Origin of the sequence: Streptomyces sp. 15-116A (assembly GCF_025290915.1) — a bacterium.
Lineage (GTDB): Bacteria > Actinomycetota > Actinomycetes > Streptomycetales > Streptomycetaceae > Streptomyces.
The window spans coordinates 1-14,026 of the sequence record NZ_JAOCQE010000168.1 but is presented as its reverse complement, the minus strand read 5'-3'; the positions used below and the strand labels follow the sequence as shown (position 1 = coordinate 14,026).

The following is a 14,026-nucleotide window of genomic DNA, read 5'->3' as shown; positions in this document are numbered from 1 at the left end:
GGCGGGGCGCGGGCCGGAGCCGGGTCCCGGACCCGTCGCGGCGTGCTGGTGATCTGTCATGCGTCCATGGTGACGGGCGAGACGGCCGGGCGGCAGTCGGAACAACCCTGGACCGACCCTGATATCGGCCCTGAGCGGAGGCCGGGGGAGTGTTCGACGGACACGGCCCGCGGAGATCAGGGGAGTCTCCGGGGCAGACCCTGATGCTCCGGCATCGCGGGCGTGTGACCATCAATGGCATGTCGGAAGCCGCAGCAGCGCCCGTCGCAGAGCCGCGGCCGCCGCGCAAGCTCTACCGCAGCAGTGACGGACGCTGGCTCGGTGGTGTGGCGCGGGGGCTCGCCGGACACCTCGGGCTGCCCGTGATCTGGGTACGGCTCGTGTTCGTCGGTCTGTTCATGGCCGACGGCCTCGGCGCGCTGCTGTACGCCGCGTTCTGGTTCTTCGTGCCGCTGGGCGTCGGCGGCGTGGACGCGCAGAAACCGCCCGCGCTGGTCACGACGGAGATATCGCCGGACGGCCGCCGCCGGCTCGTCACCCGCAGACCGGACAAGGGCCAGATCGTCGCCCTGCTCCTCATGGTCGTCGTGGCCATGGTGTTCGTGGGCAATGTGAACCTCGGCAACGGCGCCCGGGCCTACCTGTGGCCGACCGTCCTGGTCGGCGCGGGTGTCGCGCTGGTGTGGCGGCAGGCGGACAACGCCCGCCGGGCCCGCTGGGTCGAGGTCGGCCGCCGGCGGCGCACGGTCACGCTGCTGCGGGCCGGCGCCGGAGTGCTGCTGGTGACCGCGGGGGTCTCCGGGATATTCGTCCTGCGGGGCTCCGGGGCTCATCTGGGCTCGGTGCTCCAGGCCGCCCTCGCCGTTCTCGTGGGCATAACGCTGCTCGCCGGTCCCTATCTCGTGCGGATGACGCAGGATCTCTCCCAGGAGCGCCTGATGCGTATCCGCGCGCAGGAGCGGGCCGAGGTCGCCGCCCACGTCCACGACTCGGTGCTGCACACCCTCACCCTGATCCAGCGGAACGCGGAGAACCCCGGCGAGGTGCGCCGCCTGGCCCGCGCCCAGGAGCGCGATCTGCGCACCTGGCTCTACAAACCCGAGGGCACCGGCAAGGACGAGGCAGACGAGCCCACCACCCTGGCCGACGCCGTGCGGCGCAACGCCGCCGAGGTGGAGGACAAGCACGGCGTCCCCATCGAGGTCGTCGTGGTCGGCGACTGCCCGCTCGACGAGAAGGTGGGCGCGCAGATGCAGGCCGCGCGCGAGGCAATGGTGAACGCCGCCAAGTACGGTGGCGAGGGCGGTGCGGTTCAGGTCTACGCCGAGGTGGAGGGGAGAACGGTGTTCGTGTCCGTCCGCGACCGCGGACCCGGCTTCGACCTCGACTCGATACCCGCCGACCGCATGGGCGTCAGAGAATCGATCATCGGCCGCATGGAGCGCAACGGCGGCACGGCGCGGCTGCGCGCGGTGCCGGACGGCGGCACGGAGGTCGAGCTGGAGATGGAGAGGGCGGAGAACACGTCATGAGCGAGCCGACCGAGGCGAACGGAACGGCAGGACCGGCAGAGGCGGCCGAGGCCGCGGAGCCGGCCGGCGCCGGACGGCGTCATGTGCGGGTCGTCCTCGTCGACGACCACCGCATGTTCCGCACCGGCGTCCAGGCCGAGATCGGCCGGACCGAGCAGACCGGGGTGGAGGTGGTCGGCGAGGCCGCGGACGTCGACCAGGCGGTCACGGTCATCACCGCGACCCGGCCCGAGGTGGTCCTGCTCGATGTGCACCTGCCCGGTGGCGGCGGCGTCGAAGTGCTGCGCCGGTGCGCCGCGTTGATGGGCGACACCGATCAGCCGGTGCGTTTCCTGGCGCTGTCCGTGTCGGACGCGGCGGAGGACGTGATCGGGGTGATCCGCGGCGGCGCGCGTGGATACGTGACCAAGACGATCACCGGGACCGACCTGGTCGACTCGATCTTCCGGGTCCAGGAAGGCGATGCCGTGTTCTCGCCGCGGCTGGCCGGGTTCGTGCTGGACGCCTTCGCCTCCACCGACGCGCCTCCGGTCGACGAGGACCTCGACCGGCTCACCCAGCGTGAGCGGGAGGTGCTGCGGCTGATCGCGAGAGGGTACGCCTACAAGGAGATCGCCAAGCAGCTGTTCATCTCGGTGAAGACGGTGGAGTCGCACGTCTCGGCGGTGCTGCGGAAGCTGCAGCTGTCCAACCGGCACGAGCTGACGCGGTGGGCGACGGCGCGGCGGCTGGTCTGAGACACGGTTCGCGGGAGACCAGCCGGTTCAGCTCACCCGGGTCGCGCCCGCGAACGGCATCTGGTCGACGGGGGCGAGACGGACCGGGGCCGACGGGTTCGGGGCGTGAATCATCCGGCCGTTGCCCACGTAGATGCCGACGTGACTGATGCCGGAGTAGAAGAAGACCAGGTCGCCGGGGAGGAGTTCGGAGCGGGCGACGCGGCGGCCCGCGTTGATCTGGGCGTAGGTCGTGCGGGGCAGGGAGACGCCCGCGGAGCGGTACGCGGCCTGGATCAGCCCCGAGCAGTCGAAGGCGTCCGGGCCGGTGGCGCCCCACACATAGGGGCTGCCGAGCTTCCGGTAGGCGTAGGAGACGGCCTGGGCGGCGCGGGAACTGGGCGCCTGGTAGGTGGCGGAACCGGGGGCGGTGAGACCGCCCCGGCCGGCCGTCGAGGAGCGTGAGGCGCGGTCCGTTCCGTCGGTGAGCCCCGCGCGCTGTTCGGGCGTCAGCCGGGACAGCAGGCGGCGGGCGGCGTCGAGCTTGCCGGTGATCGTCTTCTTGTGCCGCTGCAGTTCGGTCTGGCGGGAAGTGAGGGACTTCAGCTCGACGCGGGCGGCGCCGCGCAGTTGCTCGATCTCCCGGAGCTGTGCGCGTACGCGGCCCACGGCGGCGTTCTGGCGGCTTCCGGCGCGTTCGGCGAACGCGGCGCCGTCCAGGTAGCGGTCGGGGTCGTCGGAGAGGACGAGTTGCAGGGCCGGGTCGAGGCCGCCGCTGCGGTACTGGGCTGTCGCGACCGAACCCAGCGCGGTCCGCGCCGAGTTGAGCCGGTCCTGTTTGCGGGCGGCCTCGTCCTGGAGGTCGTTCAGCCGCTGCCGGGCCGCATCCGCTTTCTCCTTGGCGCCGTTGTACTTCTCGGTGGCGACCTCCGCCTCCCGGTACAGCTCGTCCACTCGGGCCTTGGCCTGAGCGGGCGTCAGCTGAGGGTCGGCGTGCCCCGTGCCGTCGAGGCCGGTCGCTGCGGCCGCGCCGGCGAGGGCGAGGGTGGCGGCCGTACGCGCTGTGGTGCCGCCTGTCGAGGGCTGTCTGGACCTGCGGTGCGCTGCCACCTGGACTGTCACGTCCTTTCGACGACCGCCCGACCCGCTGAAGAGGGCCGTCTGAGCGGTGGTCCGGCGGCGGTGCGCACAGGGGGAGCGGTCCGCCGCCGGACCTTCTCGGCGGTGGTGCCCGGGTGCCGCCCCTGGTCCGGGCGGCGGTGGGGAGCCGGTCACCTGGTGCAGGACGCTAGACCCGGCCGCAGGGGCGTGGTGAGGGCTTGCTCGGAAGTGGCGCGAGAGGACCGGCGGGTGACCGTATGTGACCGTGATCCCCGCGTGGGGCGGACGCCTTCACCGAGCGTGCTGACCGATGTACGGAAGGAGACGGGACCGCAACCACCATGGTGCTATGGGGCGCATATATGCAGCTGCTCAAACGCCGCTCCACGCCGAAGCGGGGCGCTTGTTGCCCGCACGGGCCGGTGTCGGCCGGGAGGTGGCGGCTGGCTAGGCTCCGGCCTCATGGACGTACTCATCCACCTCTTCGTCGGCCTGCACATCATCGGCATCGCCTCGCTGCTCGGCGGCTTCCTCACCCAGATGAAGGCGATGGGCGAGGGCACCGCCCGCTTCGGCCCGGCCATGCTGCACGGTGCGCTGACGATGCTGGTCACCGGCGTGATCCTGGTCGGCCTCAACCAGGCCGACGACCAGTCCGTCAACAACATCAAGATCGGCGTGAAGCTGGCCCTGCTGATCGTGATCCTGGGTCTCGTCTATGTGAAGCGGGACGAGGAGAAGGTGGACAAGGGGCTGTTCGGCCTGGTCGGCCTGCTGACCACGGCGAACGTTTTCATCGCCGTGCTGTGGACCTGACCGGCACGGTTACGGACCTGATCGCGAACCGTCCCAAGCGGACCGCACCATGTCGAGCCTGTCGGCCGGCACCCGCTCGATGCGGGTCCAGCCGCTCCAGCCGCGCTCCTTCAGAATCGCCAGCACCTGCTCGGCGCCCGGTGCGGACTCGAGCATGGCCGAGTCCATCAGGGCGACGAACTGATCGTCGAAGCCGTCGGCGCCCACCTCGCCGGCCTCCACGGCGCGGATCATCAGGCGCTCCAGGATGTCGGCGACCTCGACGATCCGTGGATCGCCGGCCGGCCAGTCGGGCTCCCCGGTGAAAAGCCGTAGAGCCTGACCATGTCGGGATAACCTCGGCCCGGTTGCGTGAAGACGTCGACGCCATGGACCTCGGCCGTCCCCGCGTCGGCCTTCAGAAGCGTGGCCAGGATCCGTACGGTCGTGGGCTTGCCCGCTCCGTTGGAGCCGAGCAGGGCGAGGTTGCCGCCCCGCGCCACGTCGAAGTCCACGCCGCGCAGCACGTCGAGCTTCCCGTACGACCTCTCCAGGCCCCGCACGCGGATCGCCGGATCGGCGATCGACTGGGTCACCATGGTCGTCTGCCTCCTCCGCGGCGCTTCCGGTCGCTTGTGCGGAAGCTCCTAGAGGGAGCATGGAGGGTTGACCCGGCGTCAAGGTCAAGGAGCGGCGCAGGCCGCGACGAGCGGAGCTGCGCGTCAGGCCGGGCGGACCACGCTGTGGATCGAGGACTCGCCGTCGTAGTAGATCGACTCCTCGCGGACGTAAGTGCCCGGCTTCGGAGCGTGGATCATCATGCCGTTGCCGATGTAGATGCCCACGTGGGTGATGTCGTCGTAGAAGAACACGAGGTCACCGGGCTGCGCCTGGGCCACGGGGACCGTGGTGCCGGCGTCGACCTGGTCGTAGGTGGTGCGCGGGATGGTCACCCCGGCGGCCTTCCACGCGGCCTGGGTCAGCCCGGAGCAGTCGTAGGAGCCGGGGCCGGTGGCGCCCCAGACGTACGGCTTGCCGATCTGCGCGCGGGCGAAGGCGAGGGCCTTCTCGGCCTTGGTGGCGTACGAGGAGTCCGCCGCGGGCGGGGTGGTGCTGCCCGAGGAGCCCGAGGAGCCGGACGAGCCGCCGCTCTCCTGCTGGGCCGCCTCCTCCTGGGCCTTGCGCTGCTCCTCCTGCTGCCGGGCGAGCTCCGCGGCCTTGCGGGCGGCCTCCTCCTGCTTCTTCTTCTCGATCGCCGCGAGCCGCGCCTTCTCCTCGGCGGTCAGCTTCGACATCAGCTCGCGCGCGTCGGCGAGCTTCTTCTGGACCGTGGCCTTGGCGGTCTTCAGATCGCTCTGCGACTCGGTGAGCGTCTCGAGGCTCTCGGTGGCCTCCTTGCGCTTCTTCATCGTCTCGGACTGCTGCGTGACGTAGTCGTCGACCGCTTCCTTCTGGCGGCCGGTCATCCGGCTCATCAGATGGTTCTGGTCGAAGACGTCCTGCGGCGAGTCCGCGAGCAGGAAGGTCGCGGTGTTCGAGACGCCGGCGCCGGTGCGGTACTGGGCCGCGGCGTAGGAACCGAGTTGCTCCCGCGCCTCGTTCAGCTTCTGGGTGCGCTGCGCGACGTCGTCGAGGAGGGTGTCGACGCGCTTGCGCTGCTTGGCGGTCTTCTCCTTGGCCGCGTTGTACTTCTCGGTCGCCGACTCCGCCTGCCGGTACAGGTCGTCGACCTTCTTCTCGACCTCTTCGAGGCTCGGTTTGTCGTCCGAGGGGGCGGCGTCCGCCGTCTGGGACAGCAGGGCCACGGAGGTGAGGGCCGCCGTGGCGAGGGCGGGGGTGCGTATGCCTGCCACGCGCGTGCCGGGGGTGCGCGACTTGCGGTGCGACGCCAAGGGAGGCGACTCCTTCCGTGTTCCGCCTACCGGGTTAGCTGTCGGGTTCGGGCGGGTGGTGCTTCGGAAGGGTTGCCCTACGGCGCTCCGCGCGGGAGTGAGCCGATTCACCCCAGGTCTCGGTCGGGTCCCCGGCTCCGGCTGCCGCGGGCGGCAGTGACGGACTCGGCGGAGGCCGTGCGGCCCGGCGAGGTTCGCCGGTGGGGGTCGTACGGCCCGCCCGCACCGTAGCCAACTGGTGTGGCCCCTGTGAAGGTTGGTGGGTGATATGCCCGATACATTTTCGTGACCTAACGCCGCTGGTCACACAGGGTGCGTGACCGGTGCTCGACGGTGTACGCGCGCGTGGCGACCGGGATCCGCCCGCCGGGATCCGTGGATGTTCTCGGGGCGGCCCCGGGCTGTCGGTGGTGCGCCCTAGACTCGGAGAGCGATGAGCAGCCTCTTTGACGACAGCTTCCTGGCGAACCTCCAGGCCCAGCGGGGCCCCGCGGACGAGCCGCCGCCCCCACCCGAGGACGATCACGTACCGGAGCCGATCCCGGACGATCTGTTCGGCGGGAAGTTCGACCTGCCGCCGGACAGGGAGGCCTACTACCGCGACGGCGCCCCGCGCCCCGTGACGGACTCCGCCGCACTCCTGGAAGGGCTCAACGACAACCAGCGCGCCGCCGTCGTGCACTCCGGCTCCCCGCTGCTCATCGTGGCCGGCGCCGGCTCCGGCAAGACCCGGGTGCTCACCCACCGCATCGCCTACCTGCTCGCCGAACGCGACGTCCACCCCGGGCAGATCCTCGCGATCACCTTCACCAACAAGGCCGCCGGCGAGATGAAGGAGCGCGTCGAGCAGCTCGTCGGCCCGCGCGCGGGCGCGATGTGGGTGATGACCTTCCACAGCGCGTGCGTGCGCATCCTGCGCCGGGAGTCGAAGAAGCTCGGCTTCACGTCGTCGTTCTCGATCTACGACGCCGCCGACTCCAAGCGCCTGATGGCCCTGGTCTGCCGCGATCTCGACCTGGACCCCAAGCGGTTTCCGCCGAAGTCCTTCAGCGCCAAGATCAGCAACCTGAAGAACGAGCTGATCGACGAGGAGGACTTCGCCGCCCAGGCCTCCGACGGCTTCGAGAAGACCCTCGCCCAGGCCTACGCCCTCTACCAGTCGCGGCTGCGCGAGGCCAACGCCCTCGACTTCGACGACCTGATCATGACGACGGTCAACCTGCTCCGCGCCTTCCCGGACGTCGCCGAGCACTACCGCCGCCGCTTCCGTCACGTCCTGGTCGACGAGTACCAGGACACCAACCACGCCCAGTACGCCCTGGTGCGCGAGCTGGTCGGCGGGGCCTCGGAGCACCCCGTCGACGTGCCGCCCGAGGCCGAGACCCCGCCCGCCGAGCTGTGCGTGGTAGGTGACGCCGACCAGTCGATCTACGCCTTCCGAGGCGCCACGATCCGCAACATCCTCCAGTTCGAGGAGGACTACCCGGACGCGACGACGATCCTGCTGGAGCAGAACTACCGCTCCACGCAGACCATCCTGAGCGCCGCCAACGCGGTCATCGAGCGCAACGAGTCCCGCCGCCCCAAGAATTTGTGGACCAACGCGGGCGCGGGCTCCCTGATCACCGGATACGTCGCGGACACCGAGCACGACGAGGCGCAGTTCGTCGCCGACGAGATAGACCGCCTGGTCGACGCGGGCGAGGCCAAGGCGGGCGACGTCGCCGTCTTCTACCGCACCAACGCCCAGTCCCGTGTCTTCGAAGAGGTCTTCATCCGCGTCGGCCTGCCCTACAAGGTCGTCGGCGGCGTCCGCTTCTACGAGCGCAAGGAGGTCCGCGACGTCCTCGCCTACCTGCGCGTCCTCGCCAACCCCGAGGACTCGGTGCCGCTGCGCCGCATCCTCAACGTCCCCAAGCGGGGCATCGGGGACCGTGCCGAGGCGATGATCGACGCCCTCGCCCAGCGCGAGAGGATCAGCTTCCCGCAGGCGCTCAAGCGCGTCGACGAGGCGTACGGCATGGCCGCGCGCTCCGCCAACGCCGTCAAGCGCTTCAACACGCTGATGGAGGACCTCCGTACGATCGTCGAGTCCGGCGCGGGCCCGGCGACCGTGCTGGAAGCGGTGCTCGAACGCACGGGCTATCTGGCCGAGTTGCAGGCCTCCACCGACCCGCAGGACGAGACCCGCATCGAGAACCTCCAGGAACTCGCCGCCGTCGCCCTGGAGTTCGAGCAGGAGCGCGCGGAGGGCGAGGCCGGGACACTGGCCGACTTCCTGGAGCAGGTCGCGCTGGTCGCCGACTCCGACCAGATCCCCGAGGAGGACGAGGAGGGCTCAGGCGTCATCACCCTGATGACCCTGCACACCGCCAAGGGCCTGGAGTTCCCGGTCGTCTTCCTCACCGGCATGGAGGACGGCGTCTTCCCGCACATGCGCGCCCTCGGCGAGACCAAGGAGCTGGAGGAGGAGCGGCGCCTGGCCTACGTCGGCATCACCCGAGCGCGCGAGCGGCTCTACCTCACCCGGTCGACCCTGCGCAGCGCCTGGGGACAGCCCTCCTACAACCCGCCCTCGCGGTTCCTGGAGGAGATCCCGGCCACGCACGTCGAGTGGAAGCGGACGGGGTCGAGCGCGCCGAAGCCCTCCGGGCCGGTCTCGGGGGTGGCGGCCTCCCTGTCGTCGTCCCGCTCCCGTTCGTCGGCCTCGGGCGCGTCGGGCTTCGCCACCCGCCGCACCGCGGAGAAGCCGGTGGTGTCACTGGCGGTCGGGGACCGGGTGACGCACGACCAGTTCGGGCTCGGCACCGTCGTCGCGGTGAAGGGCACGGGCGCCAACGCCGAGGCGACGATCGACTTCGGCGACACCAAGCCGAAGCGGCTGCTGCTGCGGTACGCGCCGGTGGAGAAGCTGTAGGAGCTTCGTAGGAGGAGGGGCTCCCGCCTCGCCGCGGGGGCTTCTCCTCAGGACTACGACGGTGCCTGCAGAGCTACTACGACGTGCCTGCAGAGTTACGACGGCTCGAGGCCGTGGCTGCGCAACCACGCCAGCGGGTCGATGGCCGAGCCGCCGCCCGGCCGGACCTCGAAGTGCAGGTGCGGGCCGGTGGAGTTGCCCGAGTTGCCGGAATACGCGATCGGATCGCCGGCTTTGACGGTCGTGCCGGAGGGCACCCGGTACGTCGAGAGGTGGCAGTACCACGTCTCCGTGCCGTCCTTCGCGGTCACGATCATCATGTTGCCGTAGGCGCTGTTGTACTGCGTGCGGACCGTGCCGTCGGTCGCGGCCATCACCGTCGTGCCGTAGGTGACGGGGAAGTCGATGCCGGTGTGCACGGACATCCAGTTGATGCCGGACTGGCCGTAGTACGCGCTCAGTCCGTGCTGGGCCACCGGGAGGGCGAACTTGGGGCGGAGCCGCTCCTTGCGGGCCGCCTCCTCGGCCGCCCGCTTGCGCTCCGCTTCCTGCTGGGCCTTGAGGTCGATGCGTTCCTGGGTGCGGCTGGCCCGGTCGGCGAAGTCGTCGGCGCCGGCGGCGAGGCTCTCGAGCTGGGTGTCGAGCTTGACGTTGGCGGCGGACGGTTTCACCGGCTGTGCGTCGGCCGCGGTGGTCTTGGTCTCCTGGCCGCCGTCCTCGGTCAGACCGCCCACCGAGGCCGCGGCGATCCCGGCGACACCCATCACACACGCCGACGGCACGGCCACCGTCAGCAGCGCTGAGCGCTTGGCGGGGGTACGGCGGCGGGAACGGGACCCGGAGCGGGTGGCCGCGCGGGGCGCGGGGACGGTGACGATCTCCTCCTGCCCGTCGAGCAGGACCACGGGGGGCAGTTCGCCGGTGTCGCCCGGCTGGGCGGACGTCTGCGTCTCGTCGGTGCGGACGCGGGCTTCCTCGGAGTGGCCGGGGTGATCGAACGCGGCGGTGGCCTGCTGGTCGGCGGGCTCGGGCTGGTGCTCGTACGTCTCCGGCGCCGAGGGGGCGGTGGCATGGTCGCCGTTCCACTGCGTGGCGTCGTAGGTGCCGCTGTCGAAGGTCTGGGTGCCCCATTCCCAGTGCTGGGTGTGCTCGGCGGGGCCGCCGTCGCCGGAACTGTCGGGCTGGAGCCAGGCTCCCGCGTCCCACTGGCCGCTGGTCTCGGGCGAGGTGCCCTGGGCGGGGATCACCGGGAGCTGCTGTTCTCCGCCGGTCCACTGGGTGGTGTCGTAGCCGCCGGTGTCGTAGGCGGCGTAGTGCTGGGCCGCGTACGCGTCGTAGTGGCCGGCGCTATGGCCGCCCGCGGCCCAGTGCCCGGTGTCGTAGGAGCCCGTGTCGTGGCCGTCGGCGGGGAAGTCGCCGAAGAGGGGGTCGGTGGCGAAGCTCGTGGTGGCGTGGGCGCCGGTGCTGAAACCGGTGGCGGCAAAACCGCTCGCGTCGTAGCCGCCGTACGTGGTGAAGTCGCCGTACTGGGCTTCCTGGGTGCCGTACGACGCGTAATGCGCCGAGGCGGCGTCGGAAGCCGGATCGGGGGCCATGGTCCCCGATGGGTGACGGTCGTTCACCAACTTCTCTTTCGCCTCGACAACAGGGGCTGCCAGAGCAGTGCGGCGACTGTACCCGGCGGTACGCGGGCACGACAATCTTCGGCAGGTTTCGCGCGCGCAGGAAACGGGCATTCAGTTCGCTTTTGGCGGACTGCGGGCGCTGTCTTGGCTCTATGTTCGAAGTTTGTTCGAGGCGAGTGCTGGTTCGGGGCTGTAAGTCGGCTGTGTCGGACGGATGTTGTTCGGGTGAACGGCCGGTGTGGCCGCGCTTCGCAAGTGGATGCAGGGCCGGGCGTGTCGCCGCGATCGCGCGTTTGAGCGGAGAGGGGCCGCGTGGCCGGGCGATCGCCGGGTCGTCGCGAAGGCCGGCGTCAGCCGTTGGTCAGGCCACCGTCAGGTCGGACGCCAGGCCTGTCGGCGGGCCGGCGTCAGGCCCGTCGTCAGGCCACTGTCAGGCCGCCCGCGTGGTCCGTGGTCGGTTCTCCGGGGTGTGCCGTGTCCAGGGCCTGCCGTATGCCGGTCGCCACTGCCGGGTGCACCGGGAGGGCGAGGTGGCCGACGCCGCTCACCCGGACGTTCTCCGCGGTCAGGTCCGGGTGGTCGATGCAGGCCGCCTCCAGCGGATCCATGATGTGGTCGAGGTCGCTCCAGAAGGCGTAGAAGTGCGTCCGGCAGCCGGGGGCGGGCAGGTCGAGCTCCTCGAGCACCGGTGAGCCGGGGCGCATCTGGCGCACTATGGGGTGCGCGTTGGCCAGGGGCGCCACGCGTGTGCCGGAGTGCGGTGTGCCGAGCGTGACCAGCGTCCGCACGCGGGTGTCACCGCCGAGACGCTGCACGTAGTACCGGGCTATCAGCCCGCCGAGGCTGTGCCCCACCACGTCGACCTGCCGGCTGCCCGTCCGCTCGCAGACCTCCTCTATGTGCCGGCCGAGCAGCTCCGCGGCGATGCGGATGTCGCAGGTGAGCGGTGAGTAGTTGAGCGACTCGATCTGCTGCCTGCCGTTCTGGGCGAGGCTGCGGCGCAGCAGCACGAACACCGAACGGTTGTCGATGAAGCCGTGCAGCAGCACGACCGGCGGCTTGGCCTCCGTCGGCAGTTGGGCGGCGCCGCCCGGCCCGGGGAGCGCGGACGCCGGGCCCCGCCGCTCCTGGACGATTCCGGCGGGATAGAGCAGAAGGTGACCCGCGAGGATCGCCAGCTCCAGGGCGGTGGCCTTCAGCAGGGCCAGGGAGAGCCCGGCCAGGCGGCTCGGCAGCAGACGCCGGCAGAGCGGGAGGAAGGGAAGAGCTGCCTCGGTGACCTTCATGGCCGACCTCCTGTCGGCACGCGGAAGGACAGCCCTGTCCCCCGTGTGCCCTCATGGGAAATCGCGGCGAAAGCGGTCGACGGCGCTCGCGTACGACGCGCGGACCGAGCGCGGCGGTACGGCGACCTCGTCACGGATCCCTTATGCGCATGTTCCCACTGATGCCCCTGTGCCGCATGAGCACGAGGGGTGAGGACCGGGCGATCCTCGGGCGGCTCCAAGGGGAACGCTGCGCGGCGAACGTGTCCCACCGTGTGATTTCCCCCTCGGTCCGCACCGCGAAACTGCCGGTTGCGCGATGCTGGAGATAACGTTCGTTCACTTCCCCGGCCGGCTCGGACCGGGGTCTCCGGACGTGCGCGATGTGTACGGCTTGACCGATGTGTGCGGTACTTGTCGGTACGGATGGATGTAGTCGCTTGATGGAGGCAGTGATGGGTGTGGCAGCCGGTCCGATCCGCGTGGTGGTGGCCAAGCCGGGGCTCGACGGCCACGATCGCGGGGCCAAGGTGATCGCGCGGGCCCTGCGCGACGCCGGTATGGAGGTCATCTACACCGGTCTCCACCAGACTCCCGAGCAGATCGTCGACACCGCGATCCAGGAGGACGCCGACGCGATCGGGCTGTCCATCCTGTCCGGCGCGCACAACACGCTCTTCACGGCGGTGATCGACCTGCTGAAGGAGCGGGACGCGGCGGACATCCTCGTCTTCGGCGGCGGCATCATCCCCGAGGCGGACATCCCTCCGCTGAAGGAGAAGGGCGTCGCGGAGATCTTCACCCCGGGCGCGACCACGGCGTCGATCGTGGAGTGGGTCCGCACGAACGTCCGCCAGCCGGCTGGAGCGTAGGGCGCGGAGGGGCCGGCCGAGCCGGCGCCGGCGGGTCGCATCGCGGGGCCCGCGGGGCGCCGGCGGCTTCCCGTGCCTGCCGCAGCCGTCACGGACGTCTTGTTCTCCGAAGACGCCGCGTCCCTCGCGAACGTTTCGTTGCTCTCGCACGTCCCCCTCTCCGCGCGCAACTCGTTCTCCGCGCACGGGAGCGCTCACCCCTCGGCCGGGGTCAGTTCCTCCAGCATCGCCGCGCGCAGGCGCAGGGTGGTGACCAGGCGTTGGAAGGCCTCCGACCAGTAGCCTCCGGCCCCCGGCGAGGCGTCCTCCGGTTCGTCCGGTATCGCCAGGAGCGCGTCGAGACGGCGTGCCTCGGAAGGGTCGAGGCAGCGTTCGGCCAGGCCCATGACTCCGCTGAAACTCCATGGATAACTCCCCGCGTCCCGCGCGATGTTGAGCGCGTCCACGACCGCGCGTCCCAGCGGTGCCGCCCACGGCACCGCGCACACCCCGAGCAGCTGGAAGGCCTCTGACAGGCCGTGCTTCTCGATGAAGCCGGCCACCCACGCGGCCCGTTCCCCGGCGTCCAGCGTGCCGAGCAGCTTGGCGCGTTCGGCCAGGGACACCGCTCCGGGGCCGCCGGCCTCCGGCGCGGACGGCTCCCCGAGCAGCGCCCGGGACCACTCGGCGTCCCGCTGACGCACCGCAGCCCGGCACCAGGCCGCGTGCAACTCGCCCTGCCAGTCGTCCGTCACCGGCAGGGCCGCGATCTCCCGCGGCGTCCGCCCGCCGAGCCGCCGTGACCAGGTGGCGAGCGGCGCCGCCTCCACCAACTGACCCAGCCACCAGGACCGTTCGCCCCGCCCGGCCGGGGCCTTGGCCACCACGCCGTCGCGCTCCATGCCCGCATCGCACTCGTGCGGCGCCTCGACGACGATCGTCGGCGTCTGCCGCGTGCGGTCCACGGCCACGCACGCACCGGCCCGGACCGCCATCCGCTGCGCGAGCGCCGAACCGGGCAGCGCCGACAGCAACTCGGCGGCCGTGGCCCGGACATTGCGGCTGCGGTCGGCCAGGGCCTGCTCCAGGAACGGCTCGTCGTCCGGTCCGAGGCCGCTGCGCAGCGAGTCCAGGAACATCAGCCGGTCCTCGGCCCGCTCGGTCGCCCAGGTCGTCGCGAGGAGTTCGCGGGCGGCGGCCGGTGCGCGGGAGCGCAGGGCGGTCAGGAGAGCGACGCGTTCGGCGAACAGGCCCTCCTGCCACAGCTGCCGCACCCGCTCCGTGTCGGCGGGCCCGGGCAGGGACGAGGCGCCGCCCGGGGTCGCGCGCAGG

General features: G+C 71.2%; 11 protein-coding genes, 1 pseudogene and 1 riboswitch. Of the genes and pseudogenes, 5 read left to right on the top strand and 7 right to left on the bottom strand.

Translation table 11 applies throughout. The features are described 5' to 3' along the window. Nucleotides 1–239: 239 nt before the first annotated feature. Both N4P33_RS23510 and N4P33_RS23505 read left to right on the top strand, forming a co-directional pair. Nucleotides 240–1,532: an ATP-binding protein gene (locus N4P33_RS23510; RefSeq protein ID WP_260828670.1), complete on the top strand. Its 1,293-nt coding sequence runs from the start codon at nucleotides 240–242 to the stop codon at nucleotides 1,530–1,532. Continuing rightward, nucleotides 1,529–2,269 (top strand): response regulator transcription factor, encoded by a 741-nt coding sequence (locus N4P33_RS23505; protein ID WP_260828669.1) that lies wholly within the window; start codon nucleotides 1,529–1,531, stop codon nucleotides 2,267–2,269. The genes N4P33_RS23510 and N4P33_RS23505 overlap by 4 nt, the downstream gene beginning before the upstream one ends. A gap of 27 nt (nucleotides 2,270–2,296) precedes the next feature. Here the strand turns inward: N4P33_RS23505 and N4P33_RS23500 are convergent, their stop codons facing one another. Next, a complete protein-coding gene (locus N4P33_RS23500; RefSeq protein ID WP_260828671.1) occupies nucleotides 2,297–3,358 on the bottom strand; it encodes a C40 family peptidase in 1,062 nt (353 codons plus the stop codon). A gap of 453 nt (nucleotides 3,359–3,811) precedes the next feature. Here N4P33_RS23500 and N4P33_RS23495 point away from each other — a divergent pair, with 453 nt between their 5' ends. Continuing rightward, complete coding sequence (locus N4P33_RS23495) at nucleotides 3,812–4,165, top strand: hypothetical protein (protein ID WP_260828668.1); 354 nt, start codon at nucleotides 3,812–3,814, stop codon at nucleotides 4,163–4,165. 9 nt (nucleotides 4,166–4,174) lie between these two features. Here N4P33_RS23495 and N4P33_RS23490 read toward each other — a convergent pair whose 3' ends face one another. The 3 genes and pseudogenes from N4P33_RS23490 to N4P33_RS23480 all read right to left on the bottom strand — a co-directional run bounded on the left by N4P33_RS23490 (nucleotide 4,175) and on the right by N4P33_RS23480 (nucleotide 6,036). Then, on the bottom strand, nucleotides 4,175–4,399 hold the full coding sequence (locus N4P33_RS23490; protein WP_260828667.1) for a hypothetical protein: 225 nt from the start codon (nucleotides 4,397–4,399) through the stop codon (nucleotides 4,175–4,177). A 110-nt stretch (nucleotides 4,400–4,509) separates the two neighbouring features. Further along, nucleotides 4,510–4,743: pseudogene (locus tag N4P33_RS23485) on the bottom strand (ATP-binding cassette domain-containing protein); the annotation flags it as partial. A 123-nt stretch (nucleotides 4,744–4,866) separates the two neighbouring features. Next, nucleotides 4,867–6,036: a C40 family peptidase gene (locus N4P33_RS23480; RefSeq protein ID WP_260828666.1), complete on the bottom strand. Its 1,170-nt coding sequence runs from the start codon at nucleotides 6,034–6,036 to the stop codon at nucleotides 4,867–4,869. An 8-nt stretch (nucleotides 6,037–6,044) separates the two neighbouring features. Continuing rightward, nucleotides 6,045–6,217: riboswitch (cyclic di-AMP (ydaO/yuaA leader) on the bottom strand. A gap of 252 nt (nucleotides 6,218–6,469) precedes the next feature. Here N4P33_RS23480 and pcrA point away from each other — a divergent pair. After that, on the top strand, nucleotides 6,470–8,953 hold the full coding sequence (gene pcrA / locus N4P33_RS23475; protein ID WP_260828665.1) for a DNA helicase PcrA: 2,484 nt from the start codon (nucleotides 6,470–6,472) through the stop codon (nucleotides 8,951–8,953). 95 nt (nucleotides 8,954–9,048) lie between these two features. On the opposite strand, the gene N4P33_RS23470 is transcribed toward pcrA, so the two are convergent. Both N4P33_RS23470 and N4P33_RS23465 read right to left on the bottom strand, forming a co-directional pair. Beyond that, nucleotides 9,049–10,548 (bottom strand): M23 family metallopeptidase, encoded by a 1,500-nt coding sequence (locus N4P33_RS23470; RefSeq protein WP_260828664.1) that lies wholly within the window; start codon nucleotides 10,546–10,548, stop codon nucleotides 9,049–9,051. A gap of 449 nt (nucleotides 10,549–10,997) precedes the next feature. Further along, nucleotides 10,998–11,864: a triacylglycerol lipase gene (locus tag N4P33_RS23465; RefSeq protein ID WP_260828663.1), complete on the bottom strand. Its 867-nt coding sequence runs from the start codon at nucleotides 11,862–11,864 to the stop codon at nucleotides 10,998–11,000. Nucleotides 11,865–12,298: 434 nt separating this feature from the next. On the opposite strand from N4P33_RS23465, the gene N4P33_RS23460 reads away from it, so the two are divergent. Then, complete coding sequence (locus tag N4P33_RS23460) at nucleotides 12,299–12,715, top strand: cobalamin B12-binding domain-containing protein (RefSeq protein WP_260828662.1); 417 nt, start codon at nucleotides 12,299–12,301, stop codon at nucleotides 12,713–12,715. A gap of 194 nt (nucleotides 12,716–12,909) precedes the next feature. Here the strand turns inward: N4P33_RS23460 and N4P33_RS23455 are convergent. Further along, a partial coding sequence (locus tag N4P33_RS23455; RefSeq protein WP_260828661.1) for a DUF5691 domain-containing protein occupies nucleotides 12,910–14,026 on the bottom strand: 1,117 nt, incomplete at its 5' end.